This window comes from Corynebacterium kozikiae (assembly GCF_024580965.1).
Taxonomy (GTDB): domain Bacteria; phylum Actinomycetota; class Actinomycetes; order Mycobacteriales; family Mycobacteriaceae; genus Corynebacterium; species Corynebacterium kozikiae.
Window position 1 is genome coordinate 49453 of sequence record NZ_JANIKJ010000012.1, and the last position, 19721, is coordinate 69173.

Annotated in this window: 15 protein-coding genes; 6 read left to right on the plus strand and 9 right to left on the minus strand. The window is 59.0% G+C overall.

The annotated features are described in order from the left end of the window. Positions 1 to 18: 18 nt before the first annotated feature. Genes NQ018_RS08175 through NQ018_RS08185 form a run of 3 tightly spaced genes read left to right on the plus strand, consistent with a single transcriptional unit; the run spans position 19 to position 4420 of the window. On the plus strand, positions 19 to 1338 hold the full coding sequence (locus NQ018_RS08175; protein ID WP_257060254.1) for a GlnX family signal transduction membrane protein: 1320 nt from the start codon (positions 19 to 21) through the stop codon (positions 1336 to 1338). Continuing rightward, the gene (locus tag NQ018_RS08180; protein ID WP_257060255.1) at positions 1335 to 2276 is read left to right on the plus strand and encodes a glutamate ABC transporter substrate-binding protein; all 942 of its coding nucleotides are present in this window, start codon (positions 1335 to 1337) and stop codon (positions 2274 to 2276) included. Before NQ018_RS08175 ends, NQ018_RS08180 begins: the two co-directional genes overlap by 4 nt. Continuing rightward, positions 2273 to 4420 carry a serine/threonine protein kinase gene (locus tag NQ018_RS08185; RefSeq protein WP_257060257.1) on the plus strand — a complete coding sequence of 716 codons (2148 nt, stop codon included), beginning with the start codon at positions 2273 to 2275 and terminating at the stop codon, positions 4418 to 4420. The genes NQ018_RS08180 and NQ018_RS08185 overlap by 4 nt, the downstream gene beginning before the upstream one ends. On the opposite strand, the gene NQ018_RS08190 is transcribed toward NQ018_RS08185, so the two are convergent. Further along, positions 4389 to 5585, minus strand: a complete 1197-nt coding sequence (locus NQ018_RS08190; RefSeq protein ID WP_257060259.1) for an acetate kinase — start codon at positions 5583 to 5585, stop codon at positions 4389 to 4391. The two genes, NQ018_RS08185 and NQ018_RS08190, sit on opposite strands and share 32 nt — an antisense overlap. Further along, complete coding sequence (pta, locus tag NQ018_RS08195; protein ID WP_257060260.1) at positions 5585 to 6943, minus strand: phosphate acetyltransferase; 1359 nt, start codon at positions 6941 to 6943, stop codon at positions 5585 to 5587. The genes NQ018_RS08190 and pta overlap by 1 nt, the downstream gene beginning before the upstream one ends. 85 nt (positions 6944 to 7028) lie before the next feature. On the opposite strand from pta, the gene NQ018_RS08200 reads away from it, so the two are divergent. Next, a complete protein-coding gene (locus NQ018_RS08200; protein WP_257053558.1) occupies positions 7029 to 7466 on the plus strand; it encodes a GNAT family N-acetyltransferase in 438 nt (145 codons plus the stop codon). Here NQ018_RS08200 and NQ018_RS08205 read toward each other — a convergent pair. Beyond that, positions 7453 to 7953, minus strand: a complete 501-nt coding sequence (locus NQ018_RS08205; protein WP_257038218.1) for a phosphoribosyltransferase — start codon at positions 7951 to 7953, stop codon at positions 7453 to 7455. The two genes, NQ018_RS08200 and NQ018_RS08205, sit on opposite strands and share 14 nt — an antisense overlap. Positions 7954 to 7983: 30 nt before the next feature. Here NQ018_RS08205 and NQ018_RS08210 point away from each other — a divergent pair, with 30 nt between their 5' ends. After that, a complete protein-coding gene (locus NQ018_RS08210; RefSeq protein WP_257060261.1) occupies positions 7984 to 8646 on the plus strand; it encodes an ATP-grasp domain-containing protein in 663 nt (220 codons plus the stop codon). Between the two features lie 25 nt (positions 8647 to 8671). Here NQ018_RS08210 and NQ018_RS08215 read toward each other — a convergent pair whose 3' ends face one another. Beyond that, positions 8672 to 9961, minus strand: a complete 1290-nt coding sequence (locus NQ018_RS08215) for an adenylosuccinate synthase (RefSeq protein WP_257060263.1) — start codon at positions 9959 to 9961, stop codon at positions 8672 to 8674. Positions 9962 to 10014: 53 nt separating this feature from the next. On the opposite strand from NQ018_RS08215, the gene NQ018_RS08220 reads away from it, so the two are divergent. Continuing rightward, positions 10015 to 10791, plus strand: a complete 777-nt coding sequence (locus tag NQ018_RS08220) for a hypothetical protein (protein ID WP_257060264.1) — start codon at positions 10015 to 10017, stop codon at positions 10789 to 10791. Here the strand turns inward: NQ018_RS08220 and NQ018_RS08225 are convergent. The 5 genes from NQ018_RS08225 to NQ018_RS08245 form a co-directional block, all read right to left on the minus strand. Continuing rightward, positions 10788 to 14759 carry a DUF6923 family protein gene (locus NQ018_RS08225; protein ID WP_257060265.1) on the minus strand — a complete coding sequence of 1324 codons (3972 nt, stop codon included), beginning with the start codon at positions 14757 to 14759 and terminating at the stop codon, positions 10788 to 10790. The two genes, NQ018_RS08220 and NQ018_RS08225, sit on opposite strands and share 4 nt — an antisense overlap. 13 nt (positions 14760 to 14772) lie before the next feature. Then, positions 14773 to 15672, minus strand: a complete 900-nt coding sequence (locus tag NQ018_RS08230) for a class C sortase (RefSeq protein ID WP_257060266.1) — start codon at positions 15670 to 15672, stop codon at positions 14773 to 14775. A gap of 22 nt (positions 15673 to 15694) precedes the next feature. Then, on the minus strand, positions 15695 to 16423 hold the full coding sequence (locus tag NQ018_RS08235) for a hypothetical protein (protein ID WP_257060267.1): 729 nt from the start codon (positions 16421 to 16423) through the stop codon (positions 15695 to 15697). 6 nt (positions 16424 to 16429) lie between these two features. After that, entirely contained in the window at positions 16430 to 17320 is an 891-nt protein-coding gene (locus tag NQ018_RS08240) for a class C sortase (RefSeq protein WP_257060271.1), read from the minus strand. 138 nt (positions 17321 to 17458) lie between these two features. Further along, positions 17459 to 19162 carry a SpaH/EbpB family LPXTG-anchored major pilin gene (locus NQ018_RS08245; protein WP_257060273.1) on the minus strand — a complete coding sequence of 568 codons (1704 nt, stop codon included), beginning with the start codon at positions 19160 to 19162 and terminating at the stop codon, positions 17459 to 17461. Between the last annotated feature and the right edge of the window lie 559 nt (positions 19163 to 19721).

Consider the following 19721-nt stretch of genomic DNA (forward strand, 5'->3'; position numbering starts at 1 on the left):
TTGCTAAAGTTAGCAGGGATGACTGCACACGACCACTGGCTTGACCGCGTGGACGATCGGCGTTCTGTGTACTATCCGATCATCTGGGCGCGCAAGCTCATCGCGTTCTTGGTGACCACCCCAGGAAAAATGACGTCCCTGGTGGTGATCCTCAGCGTGTTTCTGCTGGCTGCGGGCTTGGCGTTGGCGCAGTTTTCTACGGATCGGCGCGGTGATCTGGAAACGATGCTCAATAGTACCGAGCCGGTGAATTATTTGACTCACCGTATGTATTCCTCGCTGTCGGTGGCAAACACCTTGGCGTCGGTGGTGTTTGTGCGAGCAGGGAGTGACGCAACGGAGAACAAGGAGCGCTACCATGCAGCGATCTCCGACGCCTCAACGGCACTCACTCAGGCGGCTGCGGGCCTCGAGCAGGAGGAGCTGGAGACCCTGAACACCATCTCCTCGCGTCTGCCGGTGTATAACGCGTTGGTGGAAACGGCCTGGTTGAACGCGCGGCAGGGCAATCCGGTGGGTGCCAGCTACATGTCTGAGGCCAACGTGGTGATGCGGGATGAGATCCTCCCGGCAGCCGCCAAGCTGCACAACACCACGGACAGCACGTTTTTGGAACAGCAGCGCGCCTTTGGGCAGCCGTTGCAGTGGCCAATTTTGGGGATGGTGTTTGCGCTCGCAGCACTCATAGCGGGGCAAGTGTGGCTGGCAAAAGTGACCAGGAGGCGGCTGAATCCGGGCATGGTGGTGGCCACCGCGATGGTGGTTGCGGTGCTGGCGTGGGTAGGCACGGCGAGTGCGCTGACGTGGCGGGCTGCGAGCACGGCGCGGGAAGTTGCCGCCGCCCCAATGGCCGCGCTGGTGGACGCGCGTATTGTGGCCCAGCAAACCCGCTCTACGGAAACGTTGGCGTTGGTGCTCAGGCAGTCGTTGGACGCCTCCAATGCGAGCTTTGCCACCGCCATGAAGACCATCAACGAGGCCTTGGACACCTATGCAAGCTCTCCCCTGGCGGCCCAGCACCAAGCCACCTTGGACACGGCTCGTTCAAGCACCAGTGAGTGGGAAGCTACCCACCAGCAGCTTTCCACCGCGCTGAACTCCGGTGACTACGACGAAGCCCTCAACATCACGCTGAGCACCACCAAGAAGAGCGCTTTCATGCGCCTCAATGATGCATTGGGCGAGCTCATCAACTCCACCCGAGACTCCATGCGCTCATATAGTTTCCGCAGTTTAGAGGCGTTTAGCGTGGTAGGCCATGTGGTGCTGATCCTCACCATCAGCGCGGTGCTCTCCATTTGGATTGGCATCCGCCCGAGGCTGCAGGAGTTCCTATGAAACGCATCATCGCCCTCTGCCTGCTCCTCACCGCCTGCACTCAGGAAGCCCCGCCGCCCGCGCCGATTACCAACACGTTCCAATATCCCCTGCCTGATGGTGCGGTGTTAGCGCCGGTGCAGCAGCAAGAAGTGATCACGGAGAACTTGCTGGGTTCTTTGCAGCCCGACGCACGCACAGTGCAGGAGCGGGTGCCGGACATCCTGGCGCGCGGCAGGTTGATTGTGGGTGTGGAGCAGTCGCAAAACCTGGTGGGCTTCCGCAATCCAGTGACCGGGGAACTGGAGGGGTTCGAGGTTGATTTGGTGCGGGAGATCGCCAGGGACATTTTTGGCGACGCCTCCAAGGTGGACTTCCGCTACGTTGATTCCAATAGTTGGCTGCGGATGATTGAGGCGAAAGAAGTGGATTTTGTGATCCGCTCCCTTTCCATCACCCGCCAACGCCAAGACCAGGTGTTCTTCTCCACCCCGTACTACACGGCTCGCACACGCCTGCTCACCAACACGTATTCGGATATTGCATCACCGGAGGACTTGGCGGGCAAAACGGTGTGCGCGGCGGCGGGTTCCACGGGGCAACAGCGCGTGACCACCGCAAAGAACCTGCTGCTGGTGCGAGGTTCCTCGGACTGCCTGCTGGCGCTCCAGCAGGGGCAAGTGGACGCGGTGATTTCCGATGATTCAATCCTTTCCGGCATGAGAGCGCAGGACCCTTCCACCAAGATTGTCGGTGAGGTGCTGGCGGTGGAAGATTACGGCATCGCCTTTGGCAAGCCCGGCGCGCGGCATAACACGGATGGGTTGATTCGGCAGGTCAACGCCACGTTGGAGCGGGTGTTTCGGGATGGAACGTGGCGGGCAAGCTACGACCGTTGGTTCGGCGCCTACCTCCCTGCCCAGCAACCTCCGCTGCTGAACTACAGGAGTGAGCAATGAGTGAGACAGAGGCAGTAGTCTTTGATCCCTTCGCCGACGATGACCTCGGCGCAATCATGGATGACATCACGGCGTTGCACGACACCTCCTCGCGCGCCAAAGAACAAGCGCTGGACACCTTCCGCTCCCGCAGAGGCGCGGAACGCAGCGCGAGGCCCGTAGCCAACGGCATGACCGAGCTGCCGTTCATCACGCCGCCACCACAGATGCTCAAGGACCCCAGCGGATACGAGGATCAGCCGGTCCTGCACCCAGGCGATGTGGTGGCCGAGCAGTACGAGGTCAAAGGCGTAGTTGGCCACGGCGGCATGGGCTGGATCTACCTGGCGCAAGACCGCAACGTTTCCGAGCGCCTAGTGGTGCTCAAGGCCAGGGCGGATACGGGCGAACAGGAGTTTCTTGCAGACATTACGCACCCAGGTGTGGTGAAGGCCTACAACTTTGTGGACGACCCCCGCACGGGCGGGTTGATCGTGATGGAGTACGTGCATGGGCCGTCGTTACGCGAGCTGCGCGGGCAGGACGTGTTCAGCATCGACATCGCCATCGGCTACATCCTGGAAATCCTCCCGGCGCTGGAGTACCTGCACTCGCGCGGGGTGGTGTACAACGACCTCAAACCGGACAACATCATTGCCACAGAGGACCAGGTGAAGCTGATCGACCTCGGCGCGGTGAGTGGTATCGGGGCGTTCGGCTTCATCTATGGCACGAAGGGGTTTCAGGCTCCAGAGGTAGCTACCGACGGGCCCAGCGTGGCCAGCGACATCTACACCATCGGCCGCACGCTGGCATCACTCACTGTGAAACTGCCGGTGGAAGACGGCGCGTACTTGCCGGGGTTGCCCACTCCAGAGGAAGAGCCGCTGTTTGCCACCAATATGAGCTACTACCGGCTATTGCGGAGGGCCACGGACGAGGATCCGCAGAAGCGCTTTGCCAACGTTCGGGAGCTGGAGACGCAGCTCTATGGCGTACTGCGTGAATTCGTGGCCACCACCACCGGCAAGCATTTCCCCGCCCAGCACTCCCTGTATTCACCGCAGCGCTCCACCTTTGGGACGAAGCATCTGGTGTTCCGCACGGATCAACTGCTGGATGGGATCGAGCGCAGCGTACGCATTACCCCTCAAGAAGTAAATGCCGCTCTGCCCGTACCGCTGCTGGACCGCGATGACCCCGGCGCGCCTATGATCTCCGGCTCCTCCTACACCGAACCTTCGGAAGCGCTGGAAACGATGCGTCAGGCTATGAGCCAGTACGCGGACAGTAAAGAAATCCCGCTCGGCGTGGTGCGTGCACTGCTGGACATGGGCGCCACCAAGGAGGCACGAAATTGGCTGCGCACCCTGGAGCCCACGCTGGGCGATGACTGGCGCCACCACTGGTATTCGGGCATCACGGCACTGCTGCTGGAGGATTTCCCGGCGGCGCAGACGTTTTTCAATGAGGTGTACCGCATCCTGCCTGGTGAGGCTGCACCAAAGTTGGCAAGGGCCGCGGTGGGCGAGATGATGATCCAGCAGATGGGGATGAACGAGCAGTCACTCATTGGCCCCGAGCTGGCACTAGCGGCGAGCAATTTGGAAGGCGATGCCATTCCAGGCGCCTGGGCCCAGCTCAGCCAAGAGCCGCGCCTTCTGCGTTTCAAGTCCATGTACCTCTACGCGCTGGTGTGGGCCACCAATCCCACTACGGTGAGCTCGGCGTTCGGCTTGGCACGCGCCTTGGTAGCGGAGCATCAGGTGGAAACGGCGGTGAATGTGTTGGATCAGGTGCCGCAGCAGTCGAGGCACCACAGGATGGCGCAGCTCACGGCCATTTTGCACCTCATCAGTGCTGAGCCCAGCGAAACTCGCATCCGCAGGGCTGGGAGGCGCCTAGAGGAAATCCCCACCAATGACCCCCGCTTCCTGCAGATTCAGATTGCCGTGCTCAACCAGGGGTTGCAGTGGCTCATGGACAATGACCTCCAGGAGGCCGCAGCTTCCGGCCCCCTCATGGGCTTTGCCTTCAGCCGCACCGGTCTGAGGGAGGGGCTTTCCAAGAGTCTGCGCCAACTAGCACGCAGCGCCACTACCCCGGCGCACCGCTACGCCCTGGTGGATTTGGCTAACTCTGTGCGGCCTCGGACTTGGTTTTAGCGTAGCGGGCGATCGCCAATTCCTCGTTGGTGGGGACCACGAGGACTTTGATGGTGGAGTCGTCGGTGGAGATGATTTGCTCGCGGCCATTTTTGGCGGGGTCAATCTTGATGCCGTACATTTCCAGGCCGGCGAGGGCATCTTCACGCACAAAGTCCGCGTTCTCCCCCACTCCGGCGGTAAAGGTGATGGCGTCTACGCGGCCGAGGGCGATCATGTAGGAGCCGATGTAGCGGCGCAGTTGGTGGATGTATATGTTGTAGGCAAGCCAGGCGTCCTGGTTGCCCTCGTCGATGAGGGCGCGCAGCTCGCGGAAGTCATTCACACCGGAGATGCCCTTCACGCCGGAGCGCTTGTTCAGCAGGGCGTCAATTTCATCGATGCTCATGCCTGCTGTGCGGTGGAGGTGGAACACGATGCCGGGGTCGATGTCTCCAGAGCGTGTGCCCATCACCAGTCCGGCCAGTGGGGTCATGCCCATAGAGGTGTCTATGGGACGCCCGCCCTTGATGGCCGCGCAAGATGCTCCGTTGCCAAGGTGGAGGGTGATCTGGTTGATGTCCTCATACGGACGGCCCAGAATGTCCGCAACTTTGTGGGAAACGTACTCGTGGCTGGTGCCGTGGAAGCCGTACCTACGTACACCGTGCTCGGCGGCGGTCTCGGCGTCGATTGCGTAAAGAGCGGCAGCGGGTGGCAGTGAGTGGAAGAAGCCGGTATCAAACACCGCCACATGGGGAATGTCTGGCAGCAGTTCGCGGGCCACTTCAATGCCCACGATGTTCGCGGGATTGTGCAGTGGGGCGAGCGGGATGAGGTCGCGCATGAGTTCCACGATCTCGTCTGTGATCACCTCTGGGGAGTTGAACAGCAAACCGCCGTGGACGGTTCGGTGCCCCACCGCCACCAGTTCTACGTCCTTGGGCCCGCACTTGTGCTCACTCATGAGGGTGAAGGCAAGGTCTAGGCCGGCGGCGTGGTCTGGGATGGGGGCTTCGATGCGGTGCTTTTCCCCGGCGTGCTTCAGGGTGATGGTGCCACTGGGCTCACCGATTTGCTCCACCAGGCCGGAGGCGAAGGGTTCGTCGGTGGCGTGGGAGGTGGGGTCAACGAGTTGGAATTTGATGGATGAGCTGCCGGAGTTCAGCACCAATACGAGCGACATTAGTTTCCTCCAGCTTGGATGGCGGTGATGGCTACGGTGTTCACGATGTCATCTACCGTGGCGCCGCGGGAAAGGTCATTGACTGGTTTGTTCAGGCCCTGCAGGATTGGGCCAACGGCGAGGGCGTGGCCGGTGCGCTGGGCGGTTTTGTAGCCGATGTTGCCCGCTTCCAGGTCTGGGAAGATGAACACATTGGCTTGGCCAGCCACTGGGGAGTCTGGCATCTTTTTGGCGGCTACGGTGGGGTCCACGGCGGCGTCGAATTGCAGCGGGCCGTCCAGCTTGAGTTCGGGCGCTTTTTCTTTGGCTAGGCGGGTGGCTTCTACGGCGCGGTCTACGTCTGGGCCGGAGCCGGAGCTGCCGGTGGAGTAGCTGAGCAGCGCCACGCGGGGGTCGATGCCAAACTGTGCCGCGGTTTCCGCGGAGACAACGGCGATTTCCGCGAGCTGTTCTGCAGTGGGGTTGGGGTTTACGGCGCAGTCACCGAACGCCCACAGGCGGCCGCGCATCACCATGAGGAAGATGGAGGAAACCACCGATGCACCGGGCTTGGTTTTGATGATCTGGAAGGAGGGCTTGATGGTGTGCGCGGTGGTGTGCGCGGCGCCGGACACCATGCCGTCTGCCAGGCCCTTGTGGATCATCATGGTGGCGTAGTAGGAAATGTCCTTCATGGTTTCGCGCGCATCTTCCAAGGTGATGCCCTTGGATTTGCGCAGCTCGTAGAAGTCTTGGGCAAACTCGTCTGGGTCTGTGTCCTTGATGGTGGCCGCGGAAATGTCCAGACCGAGCTCCTGCGCGCGGACGGTGACGGTTTCGGGATCACCCAGGATGGTGAGTTTGCAGATGTTCCTGGCCAGCAGGATGGAGGCGGCGGTGAGAATGCGGTCATCATCGCCTTCCGGCAGCACAATGTGCGCCTGCTTTTCCTTGGCCAGTTCCAGCAGCCAGTGCTCGAACACCGGGGCGCTCATCACCTGCTCAGCCTGCGTTTGCTCAAGCGCCTGAGCCACCCGATCCAGCCCGGCTTGGGTAGCTACTTCCTCAGCGGTGAAAGTGGCCGCAACCGTTGCCCCGAGCTCCGCTGACTCCCCCAGGGCGAGGTCGATGTGCAGGCCCTTGGGGACGTCGGAAAGCAGGAGGAGGGGGACGCCGAGGGCGGAGGCTGCTTTGGCGTCAAAGTTCACGTTGCCGGAGCCGATCAGCAGGCCGGTTGGGTTGGATGCCAGCACTGCACTGATGGAGGCCTCCTGGTCAATGAGGTGGTGAACCGACAATCCAAGGTGGGAGGCAAAGCCGTCAACGTCGAATCCGTCAAAATTGCGGCCCGCGCGGGTGAGCAGGACTGTATCGGTCACGGAAATTCCCTTCTCATTTCTCACAGTGAAACAAGGCATAAGTCTAGCTGTATTACAGGCGTTTGGGGGGCTAAAGTGGGCTCCCATGGATCCATTTTTTGCTGTTTCCAGGCTCGCGGACCTCAGCCCGCTTGAACTCCACAAACTGTATAAACTGCGCGTCGATGTGTTCGTGGCGGAGCAACAGTGCCCCTATGCGGAGATCGATGATCACGACCTCACCGCCGCGCATTTCATGGCATGGGGTACCGACGCCACCCTGCTCGGCTGTGCCCGCATCTTTCCCGAAGGCGAGCACGTCAAGCTGGGCCGTTTCGTGGTTGCACCTGCAGCACGCGGCACTGGCCTTGCCCAAGAGCTCATGTTCCAAGCCCTGCGCTACGCGGAGGAACAATTCCCCGGCAAGCGCGTGCTTATCCACGCACAAGAACCCCTAGAGCGCTACTACGAGCAGTACGGATTCACCCGCGTGGGCGAGGCCTTTGACGAGGACGGCGTGCCCCACATCCCTATGCTGAAGTAACAGGCGGCAGTGCGGACCAAGGGAACACAATCCACTCGTCCGTGCGGCGCCACACATAATCCGGATCAACCTCGGAGGCACTCTTGGCGTACACAACCGCCGAGCGCACCTCAGAGCCGTAGCCTTCCAAAAGCTTCAGCACCAGCGCCAGAGTGCGCCCGGAATCTGCAACATCGTCTACCACCAGCAGGCGCTTGCCCTTGATGGAGTTGGTGTCCAGCAGGGGTTCCAGGAGCACGGGGTCTGGGAGTGTTTCGTGGACGTCGGTGTAAAACTCCACGTTGATGGCGTCTGAAAGCTTCACCCCCATTGAGTAGGAAAGCGCGCCGGCGGGCACCAGGCCACCGCGGGCAACGGCCACAATAATGTCCGGGGTAAAACCGCTGTCTACAATTTGCTGCGCGAGCTCACGGGAGGCGGTACCGAACCCCTCCCAGGTGAGGACCTCTTTCGTCTCAAGGTCTTGAGAATCTGCATGGTAAGCCATGTACCAACCCTACCGTTAGGATGAACCTCTATGGAACTGATTGCCCCCACTGCCGTGACTCGCCTGCTCATGAAACAGGCATTCGCACGCCTAGGCCAGGAGGTGGAGATCACTGAGGCGCAGTTCGACGCCACCGCCCAGCGCACACACGCCTCCGAAGAGCTGGGCCTCCCAGTTGCCTCAGAAACCACCAACGCCGTCACCGTACAGGCCATCCGCTCGATTGACCCCGCCACCGGCGAGCTTGCCACCTGGTTTGGGGAACCGATCGCCTGCCAGGACGAAATCGTTTGGCAACCAGCCCACATGACTCAAGCTGCCCGCGACGCCGCCCGCTCCATCGCCGCCCGCATCACGAACAGCATCGGGGGCCAGGGCCTGTTCTCAGTGGAGTTGGAAATCTCCGGCGACGACGCCCTCCTTCACCGCTGCATCCCCGGCCCCACCCGCGCCGGCGAAGTCACCCTTGGCACTCAGCGGCGCAGCCAGTACGAGCTTCACGCCCGCGCCGTGCTGGGATTGCCTATCGACGTCACCCTCACCACACCCGGCGCCGCAACCCGCAACGTGCCGCTACGTTCTGCCCTGACCGCGCCAGAAAGTGACGCAATCCAAGCCGAAGGCGAAAGCCTCGCCTACGTGACCGCCGAAACCACCGAAGAAGCTCGGGTTGCCCTGGCCGAAGTTTCGTAGGGAAACCCCACCAGTCACAAAACTTTTAAGAGGCCATGACGTCGTGGCGCACGATGGTCTGGTCCCTGCCGGGGCCCACACCGATGTAGGAGATTCGGCAGCCGGAGAGCTCTTCCAGGCGGAGCACGTAAGCTCGGGCTTTCTCGGGGAGTTCTTCGAAGGTCTTGCAGCCGGTGATGTCTTCTTCCCAGGCGGGCATGGTCTCAAAGATTGGGGTGGCGTGGTGGAACTCGGATTGGGTCAGCGGCATCTCGTCAAAGCGCTGGCCGTCTACTTCGTAGGCCACGCAGATGGGGATTTCGCCGATGCCGGTGAGCACATCCAGCTTGGTTAGGAAGAGGTCCGTGAAGCCGTTCACGCGGGAGGCGTAGCGGGCAATTACGGAGTCGTACCAGCCACAGCGGCGTTTGCGGCCAGTGTTTACACCCACCTCGCCGCCGGTGACCTGTAGGTATTCGCCCCACTTGTCAAAGAGTTCGGTGGGGAATGGTCCGGCACCTACGCGGGTGGTGTACGCCTTGATGATGCCGAGGGAGGAGGTGATGCGGGTGGGGCCGATGCCGGCGCCCACGCATGCGCCTCCCGCGGTGGGGTTGGAGGAGGTAACAAAGGGGTATGTGCCGTGGTCTACGTCCAGCATGGTGGCTTGGCCACCTTCCATGAGGACGTGTTTGCCGGCGTCGAGTGCGCGGTTGAGTTCCAGTTCGGCGTCGATCACCATTGGGCGCAGGCGGTCTGCGTAGGAGAGGAAGTATTCCACCATGGCTTCAACTTCAATTGCCTTGCGGTTATACATCTTCACCAGAATCTGGTTTTTCACGTCCAGGGCGGAGGAGATTTTTTGGCGCAGGATGGACTCATCAAACACGTCTTGCACGCGGATGCCCACGCGGGAGACCTTGTCTGCGTAGGTGGGGCCGATGCCGCGGCCGGTGGTGCCAATGGCGCGCTTGCCCAGGAAACGCTCCTGCACCCGGTCAAGAACCTGGTGGTAGGGCGCAACAAGGTGGGCGTTGGCGGAGATCTTCAGCCGAGAGGCGTTGGCACCGCGGGCCTCCAACCCGTCAATTTCCTCAAAGAGCGCTTCAAGGTTGATCACCACGCCGTTGCCGAGGATGGGCACTGCGTTTTCTGAAAGCACACCGGCGGGCAGGAGCTTGAGCTCGTACTTTTCACCGCCAACAACTACGGTGTGACCAGCGTTGTTACCGCCGTTGGGCTTGACTACATAGTCCACCAGGCCGCCGAGGATATCAGTGGCTTTGCCTTTGCCCTCGTCGCCCCATTGAGCACCTACGATCACGATCGCTGCCATGTGTGCACGTCCTTTAATTTGTTGAAAACAGACGTTGTACCATTTTACACACCATGCTGTATGAACTTGACCTCGGCCGCACCGTGCCCTCCCAGCGCGATCTGAAATCGCTTCGCCCACACATCGATCAAGCCTTGCCGGAGGACCCCACCCCCAGCCTGAAGGAAATTGCCCAGTCCCCCAACGTTGAACACCTCGAAACTCCCCGTCCCGCGCCGCAGGAGCCGTTCCTCAAGCACCCGCTGCGCGTCGTCGTCAAGGGTTCCGACGCCGCCGCCTCCGCCGTACTCACCTTCCTCATGCGCGCGGATGCTTGCTGGGTGGAGTTTGCGTACGAGCCGATTGACCCCACCTCCCCCTTGGCGGTGGGCTGGGGTGTTCCGGGTGCGGAGTTTCTGCGGGAAGCTCCGACAAAGCCCACGCCGCTCATCCGTGACGACGCCGGCACCGCCGTAGCAGGCGAGGCCACCATCGGAACGTGGGATGGCACGGAGTTGTATGGTGAGATCATTGTGGATTCACAGCGCCTGACCGCGGGGTTTGAGGAGGGCAAGAAGCGTGCGTTGGGCAATTATGGTGCGCGGTTGGTACCAATGCTCGATGCGCCCGGCTTGCTTGCCGCCCCGTTGATTTCCGGCGGCAGCCCCCGGCGCAAGTTGTTGCGCACAGTACCAGCGAACCTAGTGAGTGACCAGGTGCTCGCGGGGCGTGCGTTGCAGGCCGGCGGCAAAGAGTTGCGGGTGGTGGTAGACGGCGTATCGCGCAAACGCCCAGTAGAAAGCGCTACGTTCTACAGGCATTTGCGCGATATTCAAGTGGTGAGGCCTTAAGCCCTACGCACTGCCACTGCTCCCAGTGCTGCGATCACCAGACCGAGCGCCACCCACGGACCGAAGCCCAGGCCGCCAGTGCGTGGGAGGTCACCCTTTCGAACGTCAGCTACCTGCATGAATGCAACCGCTGCGGAGTCTCGGGTGCCGTTGGCGTAAATGCCAACCAACCCATCACCATTTGGAAGTTCGGCTTGAGTGTTGGAGTCATAGAATTTCACCCTTTGAATGCCTTGGGCATCCCACACAATCTTGAACAACACTGGTTGAGCCAGCAAGTTGTATCCTGCTGGGGCCTTAGTTTCCACCAAGTAGTAATAGGTGTCCGGCCTCAAGGCGGCTGTGTAGTAACCGGCGCCAGGATCACCTGGTTTTGCCAGGCGAGTGCTCATCTTGGTGACAACCTGATCCTGGTCCAAACCAAGGTTTGCATCCGTACCGAAGATGGTGAACTCCACACCTTCAATGATTGGCTCAACCACTGGCCCCGTAGATGAGCCCTCTGCGGAATAACCTACCTTTTCCACTGCCAGATTCACACCATCATCGGTGGTCAAAGGCGCACAGTCATTGTCCTCTGTGGTGATGCCACCGGAAGTAATCTTCACGGTGTTGTAAAGACCACCGTTCGGCACGCCTGCTTCACATTCCTTGTTTGCGTTCGGGGCGTTGAGATCACCAGTAATCCGGTAGTTCACGCGAATGCGGTAGGTATGGGTTGTGCCCGGACTCACCCTCGCACCATCTTGGGTGGTCACAATCTGCCATCCATCGGCTGGCACGGGAACGGTGAATGTGCGTCCCTGAACCCTCGGCGGCAGTACATTGTTCGCATTTCCGTTTTGAGAGGTGGCAGACACTACCTGTGCGCCTAGAACCTCTACTGTGTGAGTAAACTGCGGAACGTCTACCAAAGTGTATGCCTGCGTGAAGCCGCTGTTTGGACCAGAAACTACCAGGTCATATTCCAGCGCAAAGGTGCCGTCGGCATTCCGCAGATTCCCATCTTCTCCGGTGATAACACCATCACCGTTTTGATCCACAACATTCTTTTGCACGTTTACCGAGCAGCGATGGTCGCTCGCGGTGTTGTTGGCAATGTTCAGATCAATATCAAGGCCGGTGACAGTAGATACGTTTTCAATACAGCTATTCACTGTTGGAGAAGTAGCGCTCACCCAGATGGTTGCCGTTGCCCCTTCGGGCAGCACACCGAAGTTCACCTGGAAGTTGTTACCGTTCAGAGTTTGCGACCATCTAGTTTGCGGGTCTGAGGCAGAAATGGAGTCTAAGCGCACATTGCCAAATGCAGTGTTCAGGAGGTCTTCAACCAAAGCACCCGAACTCGTCCCTGGACCCCTGTTGGTCAGAGTGATACGCCAATTGACGCGCCCATTTTGTACCGTCATGAAGTCCTTTTTAAGCTCCAAATCTGGGCGAACCGGAACAATTACTGCAGCGCCATCTGTGTTGTAACCCGTAGGCGCATTGTTGCGCACCGTAACCAATTGGAATGTGGGTGTGGAAGAAGTAGGATTTGTGACCCTAATCTGCACGAGGTTTACGTCTGCACCACTACTACCAGTACCGAAACCCAGGTTGCCGTTGCCATAGAACCATGCCTTACCCCAGATCTTAAGCTGGGGGATCCTCTGACCGAAGTCGTTGGTCAGGTTGGTGACGTCAAATCGGTCAACCCGGCCGGTAGCTAAGTTGAGGCGTTCCATGTAAGTCCTGGTCGTATTGTTTCCAGAGGTGTCTCGGCTCGTAAGACCCCACGCGTATTGGCCATCGGAAAATGGCAAGAGCGTAAAGTCTTCTGAAGCTACTGTCCAGGGACTGTTATAAGACCGAGCACCTGTGGAGCCGAAGGCTTTGACCGGATCCATGGCCTGTGCGGTGACAGCGCTGATATCCACTTGGTACATCACGCCGGTTCCGGAAATTGAACTGTTGGTCACCCAGAAAACACCCTGCTGGTCAATGAAACCAACGTTGATGCCACCCCACAGATCATTGTTTTCTCGCGTTAGATATACACCACCAAAGCCATAGCCAGATGGGCCTGAACCAGTTACCTTTCCAAGGTTGTGGACTTCACCGGTAACCGGATCGATCTGAAGCAAATGCCCGGCTGGGAAACAGGGATCCTCACTTGTATCTGGGTAGCGGGGTTGGCTAATTGCATACAGCCAATTGTCTTGTGGGTTGTATGCCAATGCGTTGTACACCCAGCCCGTGCGAGGGCCGATGTTTTGGAAGTTGGTTGCAGCATTCAACTGGTAGCTCAATTGTGACGAGGTTCGGTACTCATTGCTGGGCACACCAACAACCACATAGGCGGCGCTACCACGGCTAATTTCTTCCTCCGTCAATTCACGCGGTGCCAAACGCGGCACCACCGCAGAGCCATTACTCATCCATTCAATGTTGGAGTTTCGGACACACTGAGTAGGGATCGCGGGCGTTGGCGTGCCGGGGTTATATCCGGAACCTGCAGGAATTCGAGTTGCGCCATACACCTCATAGTTGCCCTCTTGTGGGCAAGAACCGCCTCGACGGAAATTACCGCTAATCGTGTAAGTCTGCGGATTACGCGTAATTTGATGGAATGACGTGGGGGAAGATGAAAGGGAGAACCAAACTCGGACGGCAGTGACAATGGAGTCATTGGCCTTTTCAATTACATCTACCTCACGCACCACCAAGTTCGTGGCACCCGGAAGTACACCTCGAATGGTGTAATCACTTGGGTTGGTGGACAAACTTGCACCATCTGCTACAGCTCCGTTGATGTTGCGGATGATGAAGGAACCAATTTCCTTCCTCGGCGTTGTCAGTTCATTATTAATGGAAACATTCAGGGTGGTGGAGGTAGCCGTACACGTCGTGCCTGTTACGGAGGTGTTCAGCAGTGTCTCGTTGTTGTTCAAGAACCGGCTTGGGTCATTAAGCGGCGGGAAAGTTTGCGTCTGATTTGTGGAAACAGTAGCCGTATAGGTCGCCGCGGCATCCATCTTGTCAGTTCGAAGAACGACACGGAGAGAGGTGCTATCCGTGATCGGACGCCCATTGATGGTGATGGTGATGGATTGCCCATCTGAGGACAGCGTGTATTCACTTGGGCTGAGCGCCACTCCATCCAGGAAGACGGACTGAATGTTCGTCATCTTCGAGCCGTTGGTAGGCGTCCGATCAATCTTGATGGTGGCCTGAGACAGCGTTGGATCTGCAGAGATCAACGCATCCAAGGTGACCAGAGTGCCGTCGGTGCCAAGCTGGTTGCTGATTGGCAGTGGAACATTTACCACACCAGGAGTGATGGTCGTGGGTTCAGATGCGGCTGGCGGGTTCGTAGGATTGGTAGGTGGGGTTGGTTCAGTTGTCGTTGGCGGAGTGGGCTCCGTAGTGGTGGGCGGAGTGGGCTCCGCAGTGGTGGGTGGGGTTGGTTCGGCGGTAGTTGGCGGTGGTGGCGGGGTGGTTACGGGTTTGGTGCCCAATACGGTCAGCGCCGATGCTGATGCCTGTGCGGTCGATATTGACGCTCTCCACTGCAGCGTCAAAGAAACTGGAGTATTTGCGGTGACCGAAACGGGTACTGGCAAAGAAATCGTCCAGGTTCGTTCTGCGGCATTCCACGAAGAGTACTGGGTGATGTCCCCAGAGAGGAGAGTTTGACCACCAATCACAACCTCGTTGTAATGCGCGGTAATCGTAGGCGCCATCGTGCCCGGCTGGGTAACAACGAGCTTGGTAACGGTACCAGATTCAAGGATGTTAGTTGAGTACACACGCATAGAAGCTGTGCGAGCAGCCACGTTTGTGGTCGAGGAAACGCTCAACGGCTGCTCGGTTTGCGCCTGCGCACTGGGGGTTTGGGCGAAAACTGCGATGCCGAGAAGCATCGTTAAGGCGGCAACAAGGGCCAGGAATTTGCTGCCGGTGGAGGCAGTGAATGTCTTTGCCATGTTCATTGTCCTTTTAGGTGTTCCTCGGGATCGAATTTTCGGTTCGTTGTTGTTGTGGTTTTCTGAGGCGCCGTAGCCACCACACGAGCAGTGCGATGATCACTACCGACGCCCCCACGATGACCCACATCCACCACTGCCACTGCATGCCGTTGGAGGGATCAAATACCTTTTCCTCTGCCGGGTCGAGTGGTACTTGGTGCCCTCTCACCAACAGGCGGTGGGTGTTGATGCCGTAGGGGGTACAGGTGACCAAGGTGATGTAGTCTTGGCCCTCCACCCTCACCAGGTCTTCGGTGACGTGGGGTTCCACCACTTTGATTTGGTCTACCTGGTATTTCAGTTTGTGGCCCGCTACGGAGAGGTAGAAGGCGTCGCCTTCTTTCAGCTTCACCAGGTTGTCCCACAGGGTGGCGTTTTGGAGGCCGGTGTGTGCGGAGAGCACTGAGTGGCGCCCTTCGCCACCTACGGGGAGGTCGGTGCCGTAGAGGTGGCCCACTCCCCTACCCAGGGAGTCCTCGGAGGTGCCGTGGTAGATGGGGAGATCTGAGTTAATGGCTGGGATGATGATGCGCCCCATGGCGTCGGTATCTGCCAGTTGGGAGAGGTATTCCAGGTAGCGCTGGTAGGCCTCGGAGGTTTCGTCGGCACGGTCATTCCAGGCATCCATGATGCCGCCGCTTGAGGAGCGTTGCTCGTTGTAGAGGTGCGCTTCTTGCCACGCCAGGTCAAGCACTTCTTGTGGCGCAGATTGTTCCAGCTTGGCGTAATCTCGGGCAGCTTTTGCTTGGGAGAAGTTGTTGAGCTGTGTTGCCACCACTGGGTAAAGGAGCACGCCGAGGCCAAGCACGATGAGCAGCACCGCGATGATTGCGTTGCTGTTCTTCTTGCGTGTGTTGGTGCTCACGGTCATGTTCATCTCCTTTCCTTGGGTGTTAGTTTCTTCTTCTGCCAGCAATGAGTAGGTATCCGCCAAGCAGGATCATGGCGGCCGCTGCCGCTACGATTGCAATCACCTGAGCACCTGTCATGGCCAGTCCCGGTACGCGGCTTTGGGTTGGTGGCTCGTTGGGAACTGGTGGTTCCGGGGTGCTCGCCGGCGGAGGCGTGGTGGTGGTTGCTGGTGGTGGGGGCGTGATGCTTGGCGGCGGCGGATTGAAGTCACGAGGTTTTGCCAGGATCACGCCTTCAAGTTGTTCGCCTTGTTCACCGGTGTGGAACGGCACGGCCACGAGGAAGGGATTGACCTCGCGCACACCTGGGGCTGGGATTGAGGTCACCACGTACACGCCGTTGGGGAGATCTTTTAGGGAGACGGAGCCTTGGGTGTCCGTTGCCACCTCAATGGTGTGATCAGTGGGCCAGGTGAGCACCTCCGCGAAGTCCGCGTTGTTCACCTTGTCCATGGACTGGGGATCAGTGGGAATGATGCCCGCGAGCCGCTTGGCCACGATAGTTACTCCAACCACGCTGCCTTCGGACGGGGTGCCGTCGGCAGCCGTGCCCTTGGTGAGTGTGATCTTGAGGTTGTTCGTACCCTCTCCCTGCGTATTCACCCCGGTCATGCCCACGAGTGGAGCGGCGGAGCTTTGCGTGACCGCGGGCGACGCGGAAGCAAAAGCCGCAACCAGTGCCGCTGCGGCGAGGCGTTGAGTCAAGCGCATCCTCTGTTACCTTTCCTCAATCTCCACAGTGCGGGCCTTCTTACGGGTGCGCAGCAGCCACCACAGGAAGGCCAGTGCAACCAGGGAAACGGCGGCGATCAGCGCCCACATCCACCACTGCATGCCGGGGGCGTAGCTCTGCTCGAACACTTGCTGGTCGCTGGCCTCAAGCGGCACTTGGTGGCCACGAACCAAAAGGCGGTGTGAGTTGATGCCGTAGGGGGTGCAGGTGATCAGCGTGATGTAGTCTTTGCCCTCCTCGGCGCGCAGGCTATCCGTTTCATGCGGCAGCACCACCTGAATCTGGTCCACCTCATACTTCAACTTGTGGCCGGCTACCTGCACATAGAAGGCATCACCCTCCTCCACGTTCTTCAGGTTGTCAAACATCGTGGCGTTGGGTAGGCCGGTGTGGCCGGTAATCACGGAGTGCGTGCCCTCGCCGCCAACGGGCAGGTCAGAGCCATAGAGGTGCCCCAGGCCCTTTTGGAGGGTTTCCTCAGAAGTGCCGTGATAGATGGGCAGATCCACGTTAATGGACGGGATGACCATGCGGGCCATGGCGTCCGTGAGGTTGAGCTGCTCCAAGTAGGCGGAGTAGTCCGGGTTGTCTTCACGCACCTGCTGCAACCACGGGTCCAGAATTGGGCCGGTGGAGCGCTCCTCGTTGTACCGGTGCGCCTCCTCCCAGGCGAGATCCTTGACTTCCTGCGGCAAGGATTGCTCCAGTTCGGCGTACTCCCGGGCGGCCTTGGTAGTGCCGTAATTGTTCAGCACAGTGGAAACCACCGGGTACAACATCACCAACATGCCAATGATCACCAGCAGCGAGGCCAACCGAAGGTTCTTCTTCTGCTGCTGCCCATTGGCGGTTCGTGGTTGTTCGATGGTTGTCACTAGCTTTCCCAATCATGTGCGCCGCCTGCGTTCAGGCGGCAAAAGGTTCCCCTTCAACAGGGGTGTGAAATTGTGTTTTGGAAGTTCAAAGCCCGCATACCCCGCGCTTGGGGTAGCGGGCGGCCCTACAAGAGGGAATTAGCTCTGCTGTGCAGAACGACGTGCGAAGTACGCACCTGCGGCAACAATGCCAGCGCCGATTGCGGCCAGGATGCCCACGCCGAGGCCACCGGTCAGTGGCAGGTTCGGGGTGGTGTCATCGAGGTTCACAACCTCACCAGCGTTGTCACCCACCTGGAGGAATACAGGGTTGTACACCGCAACTGTGTGGGTACGCTGCTCAGTCTCCTGGGTGGTATTGCCCTGAGCATCGGTCTTATACACCACGACGTTGCGGGTGATGGTCCGGGTCTGGGTTGGATCCTTCACGAGGGTGAAGCTCAGTGGCTTGGAAAGCAGTTCCTTGCCTGCTGGAGCCTTGGTCTCGTAGAGGCAGTACACAGTCTGCTCACCCTCTGGAACATCAGCGTTATCTGCGAAGTCAGTAACGTGCAGGCCGGAGATGTTCACAAGACCTTCCTGGTTAGACACGAAGGTCTGCACAGGGGTTGGGTTGTCATTCAGGGAGCCGTTCACCAGGTAAGAACCCTGGCCCTTTTCAGCATCCATGCTGTCTTCACAGGTCTTGTCACCGGCGGCGGTGCGCAGGAGCTGGAACTCAGCGCCCTGCAATGCTGCACGGTTGGCATCAACCTTCTTGAACTCCACTTCGCTGAAGTACGTTACAACGATTGGGGTTTCATACACCGAAGGAGGGTTGTTCGGTGGGGTGGTTGGAGGAGTGGTTGGTGGCTCTTCGTCAGAATCTACGTCCTGATCGAACTCTGGCTTGGATGGCTCGTACTCGATCGCGGTGTTTGGCAGCACCTCACCGTTGGTGATCTTGGTTGCCTTGATGTTCACGTTCACCTTGGTGCCGGTCTTGAGCTTCTTCAAGCCGTCTGCGGTGAAGCGAACCAGCACGTGACCGGTGGCGTCATCCTTGGTCAGGGTGTAGTCCACACCCTCAATTGCAGTTGCGTCATCGATGCTCACAGCGATCTCAGCGTTTGGCACATCGAGGTTAGCCACGTCCAGGGTATCGCTGATGAAGTAGTAAGCAAGGCGCTTGCCCTCAGCGATGGTGCGAACCACGGTATTAATGTTGTACTCGATGGTATCGCCGATGTTCTGGTTATTGTCCACAACGGTCTTGACCGGTTGGGTCTTCTCGTAGTTCTTCGGGTACGCGTGAACATCGTAGTTCCAGGTGGTGCCCTGAGCGCCAGCGTTGCCCTGGGTCATTGGCACGAATGCCAGGAACGGTGCAGCTGGGGTGTAGCCAGGCGCAGGGGTGGTTTCTTCTACCAAGTACACGCCAACTGGCAGGTTGTCGAACACCGCGGTGCCGGACGTATTGGTGATCTCAGTCCGTGCGGTGCCGCGCTGAGCCTGGGCCTGAGCAACCGTAAGGTTTGCTGCTGCAGCCAGACCAGCGTTGGTCTTGAGGTCAATACCGGTCACCTGGGTCACTGTGAAGCCCACGTTCGCGAGGTCTTCACCAGTTACGTTGGGGTCAATGTTGCCGGTTGGGGTACCGGTGGTGGTTGGGTCGCCCTTCTTGTGAATGGTCAGGGTACCCGTGGACTGGGTAATGGTGGAATCGTTTGCGGATGCGGTATTAGCCGCCTGGCCTGCGGTCTGTGCGAATGCGTCTGGAGCGCCAATGGCGGCTGTGGACAGTGCCACACCGAGGATCGCTGCGGATGCAACGGAGCGCACCTTGAGGGAGCGATTGGTCATGTAGTGAATCCTTCAAGCTTGGACATGGGCCCCAGAGGGGCTTGATCGATGAACCTTGCAGTGGAAACTTGCAAGGAATCCCATCACCGGCGGGCCTTCGGCGGGCTGAGCGCATTCTTCGTCGGCCCAGAATCCACCCGATACACACCACTCCCTAAGCGGGAGGTGATAGGAACCTGTAAACCTCCAACTGAAAAGAGGTTGCAGACCACGTTAAAGGTTTTCACAGGAAAGGTCGAGCTAACTTTTTTGAAAAATGTTCAACAAATATGCATACTCGCGCAAATTTCACCAATATATATTGCATGCAAGAGATTTTTCCCTGATAGCACCCCCCCCCCCATGGAATTGTATACCTTTATAAAAATAAATTTTTTTTGATAGGTGGCTTTTCGGTGACATGACAACGACGCGACAATAAACCTGAGAATTTTCAGGAAACTGGCAGCACCTCCGCAATTCTTAACGCTTTCTGCGCGCCGCACCCCTCTCCCCCCAGTTTTCACCCACTGTCAGTGTTAAGGTTTCAGATCCCCTCACCAGCACCCCAACCCCAAAC

Excerpts from the sequence above, each read along its gene's own strand:
- NQ018_RS08230 (WP_257060266.1), bottom strand. The coding sequence starts at position 15,672 with ATGACCGTGAGCACCAACACACGCAAGAAGAACAGCAACGCAATCATC.
- NQ018_RS08210 (WP_257060261.1), top strand. The coding sequence starts at position 7,984 with ATGGAACTGATTGCCCCCACTGCCGTGACTCGCCTGCTCATGAAACAG.
- NQ018_RS08225 (WP_257060265.1), bottom strand. The coding sequence starts at position 14,759 with ATGGCAAAGACATTCACTGCCTCCACCGGCAGCAAATTCCTGGCCCTT.
- NQ018_RS08245 (WP_257060273.1), bottom strand. The coding sequence starts at position 19,162 with ATGACCAATCGCTCCCTCAAGGTGCGCTCCGTTGCATCCGCAGCGATC.
- NQ018_RS08220 (WP_257060264.1), top strand. The coding sequence starts at position 10,015 with ATGCTGTATGAACTTGACCTCGGCCGCACCGTGCCCTCCCAGCGCGAT.
- NQ018_RS08185 (WP_257060257.1), top strand. The coding sequence starts at position 2,273 with ATGAGTGAGACAGAGGCAGTAGTCTTTGATCCCTTCGCCGACGATGAC.
- NQ018_RS08235 (WP_257060267.1), bottom strand. The coding sequence starts at position 16,423 with ATGCGCTTGACTCAACGCCTCGCCGCAGCGGCACTGGTTGCGGCTTTT.
- NQ018_RS08175 (WP_257060254.1), top strand. The coding sequence starts at position 19 with ATGACTGCACACGACCACTGGCTTGACCGCGTGGACGATCGGCGTTCT.
- NQ018_RS08205 (WP_257038218.1), bottom strand. The coding sequence starts at position 7,953 with ATGGCTTACCATGCAGATTCTCAAGACCTTGAGACGAAAGAGGTCCTC.
- NQ018_RS08180 (WP_257060255.1), top strand. The coding sequence starts at position 1,335 with ATGAAACGCATCATCGCCCTCTGCCTGCTCCTCACCGCCTGCACTCAG.
- NQ018_RS08190 (WP_257060259.1), bottom strand. The coding sequence starts at position 5,585 with ATGTCGCTCGTATTGGTGCTGAACTCCGGCAGCTCATCCATCAAATTC.
- NQ018_RS08215 (WP_257060263.1), bottom strand. The coding sequence starts at position 9,961 with ATGGCAGCGATCGTGATCGTAGGTGCTCAATGGGGCGACGAGGGCAAA.
- NQ018_RS08200 (WP_257053558.1), top strand. The coding sequence starts at position 7,029 with ATGGATCCATTTTTTGCTGTTTCCAGGCTCGCGGACCTCAGCCCGCTT.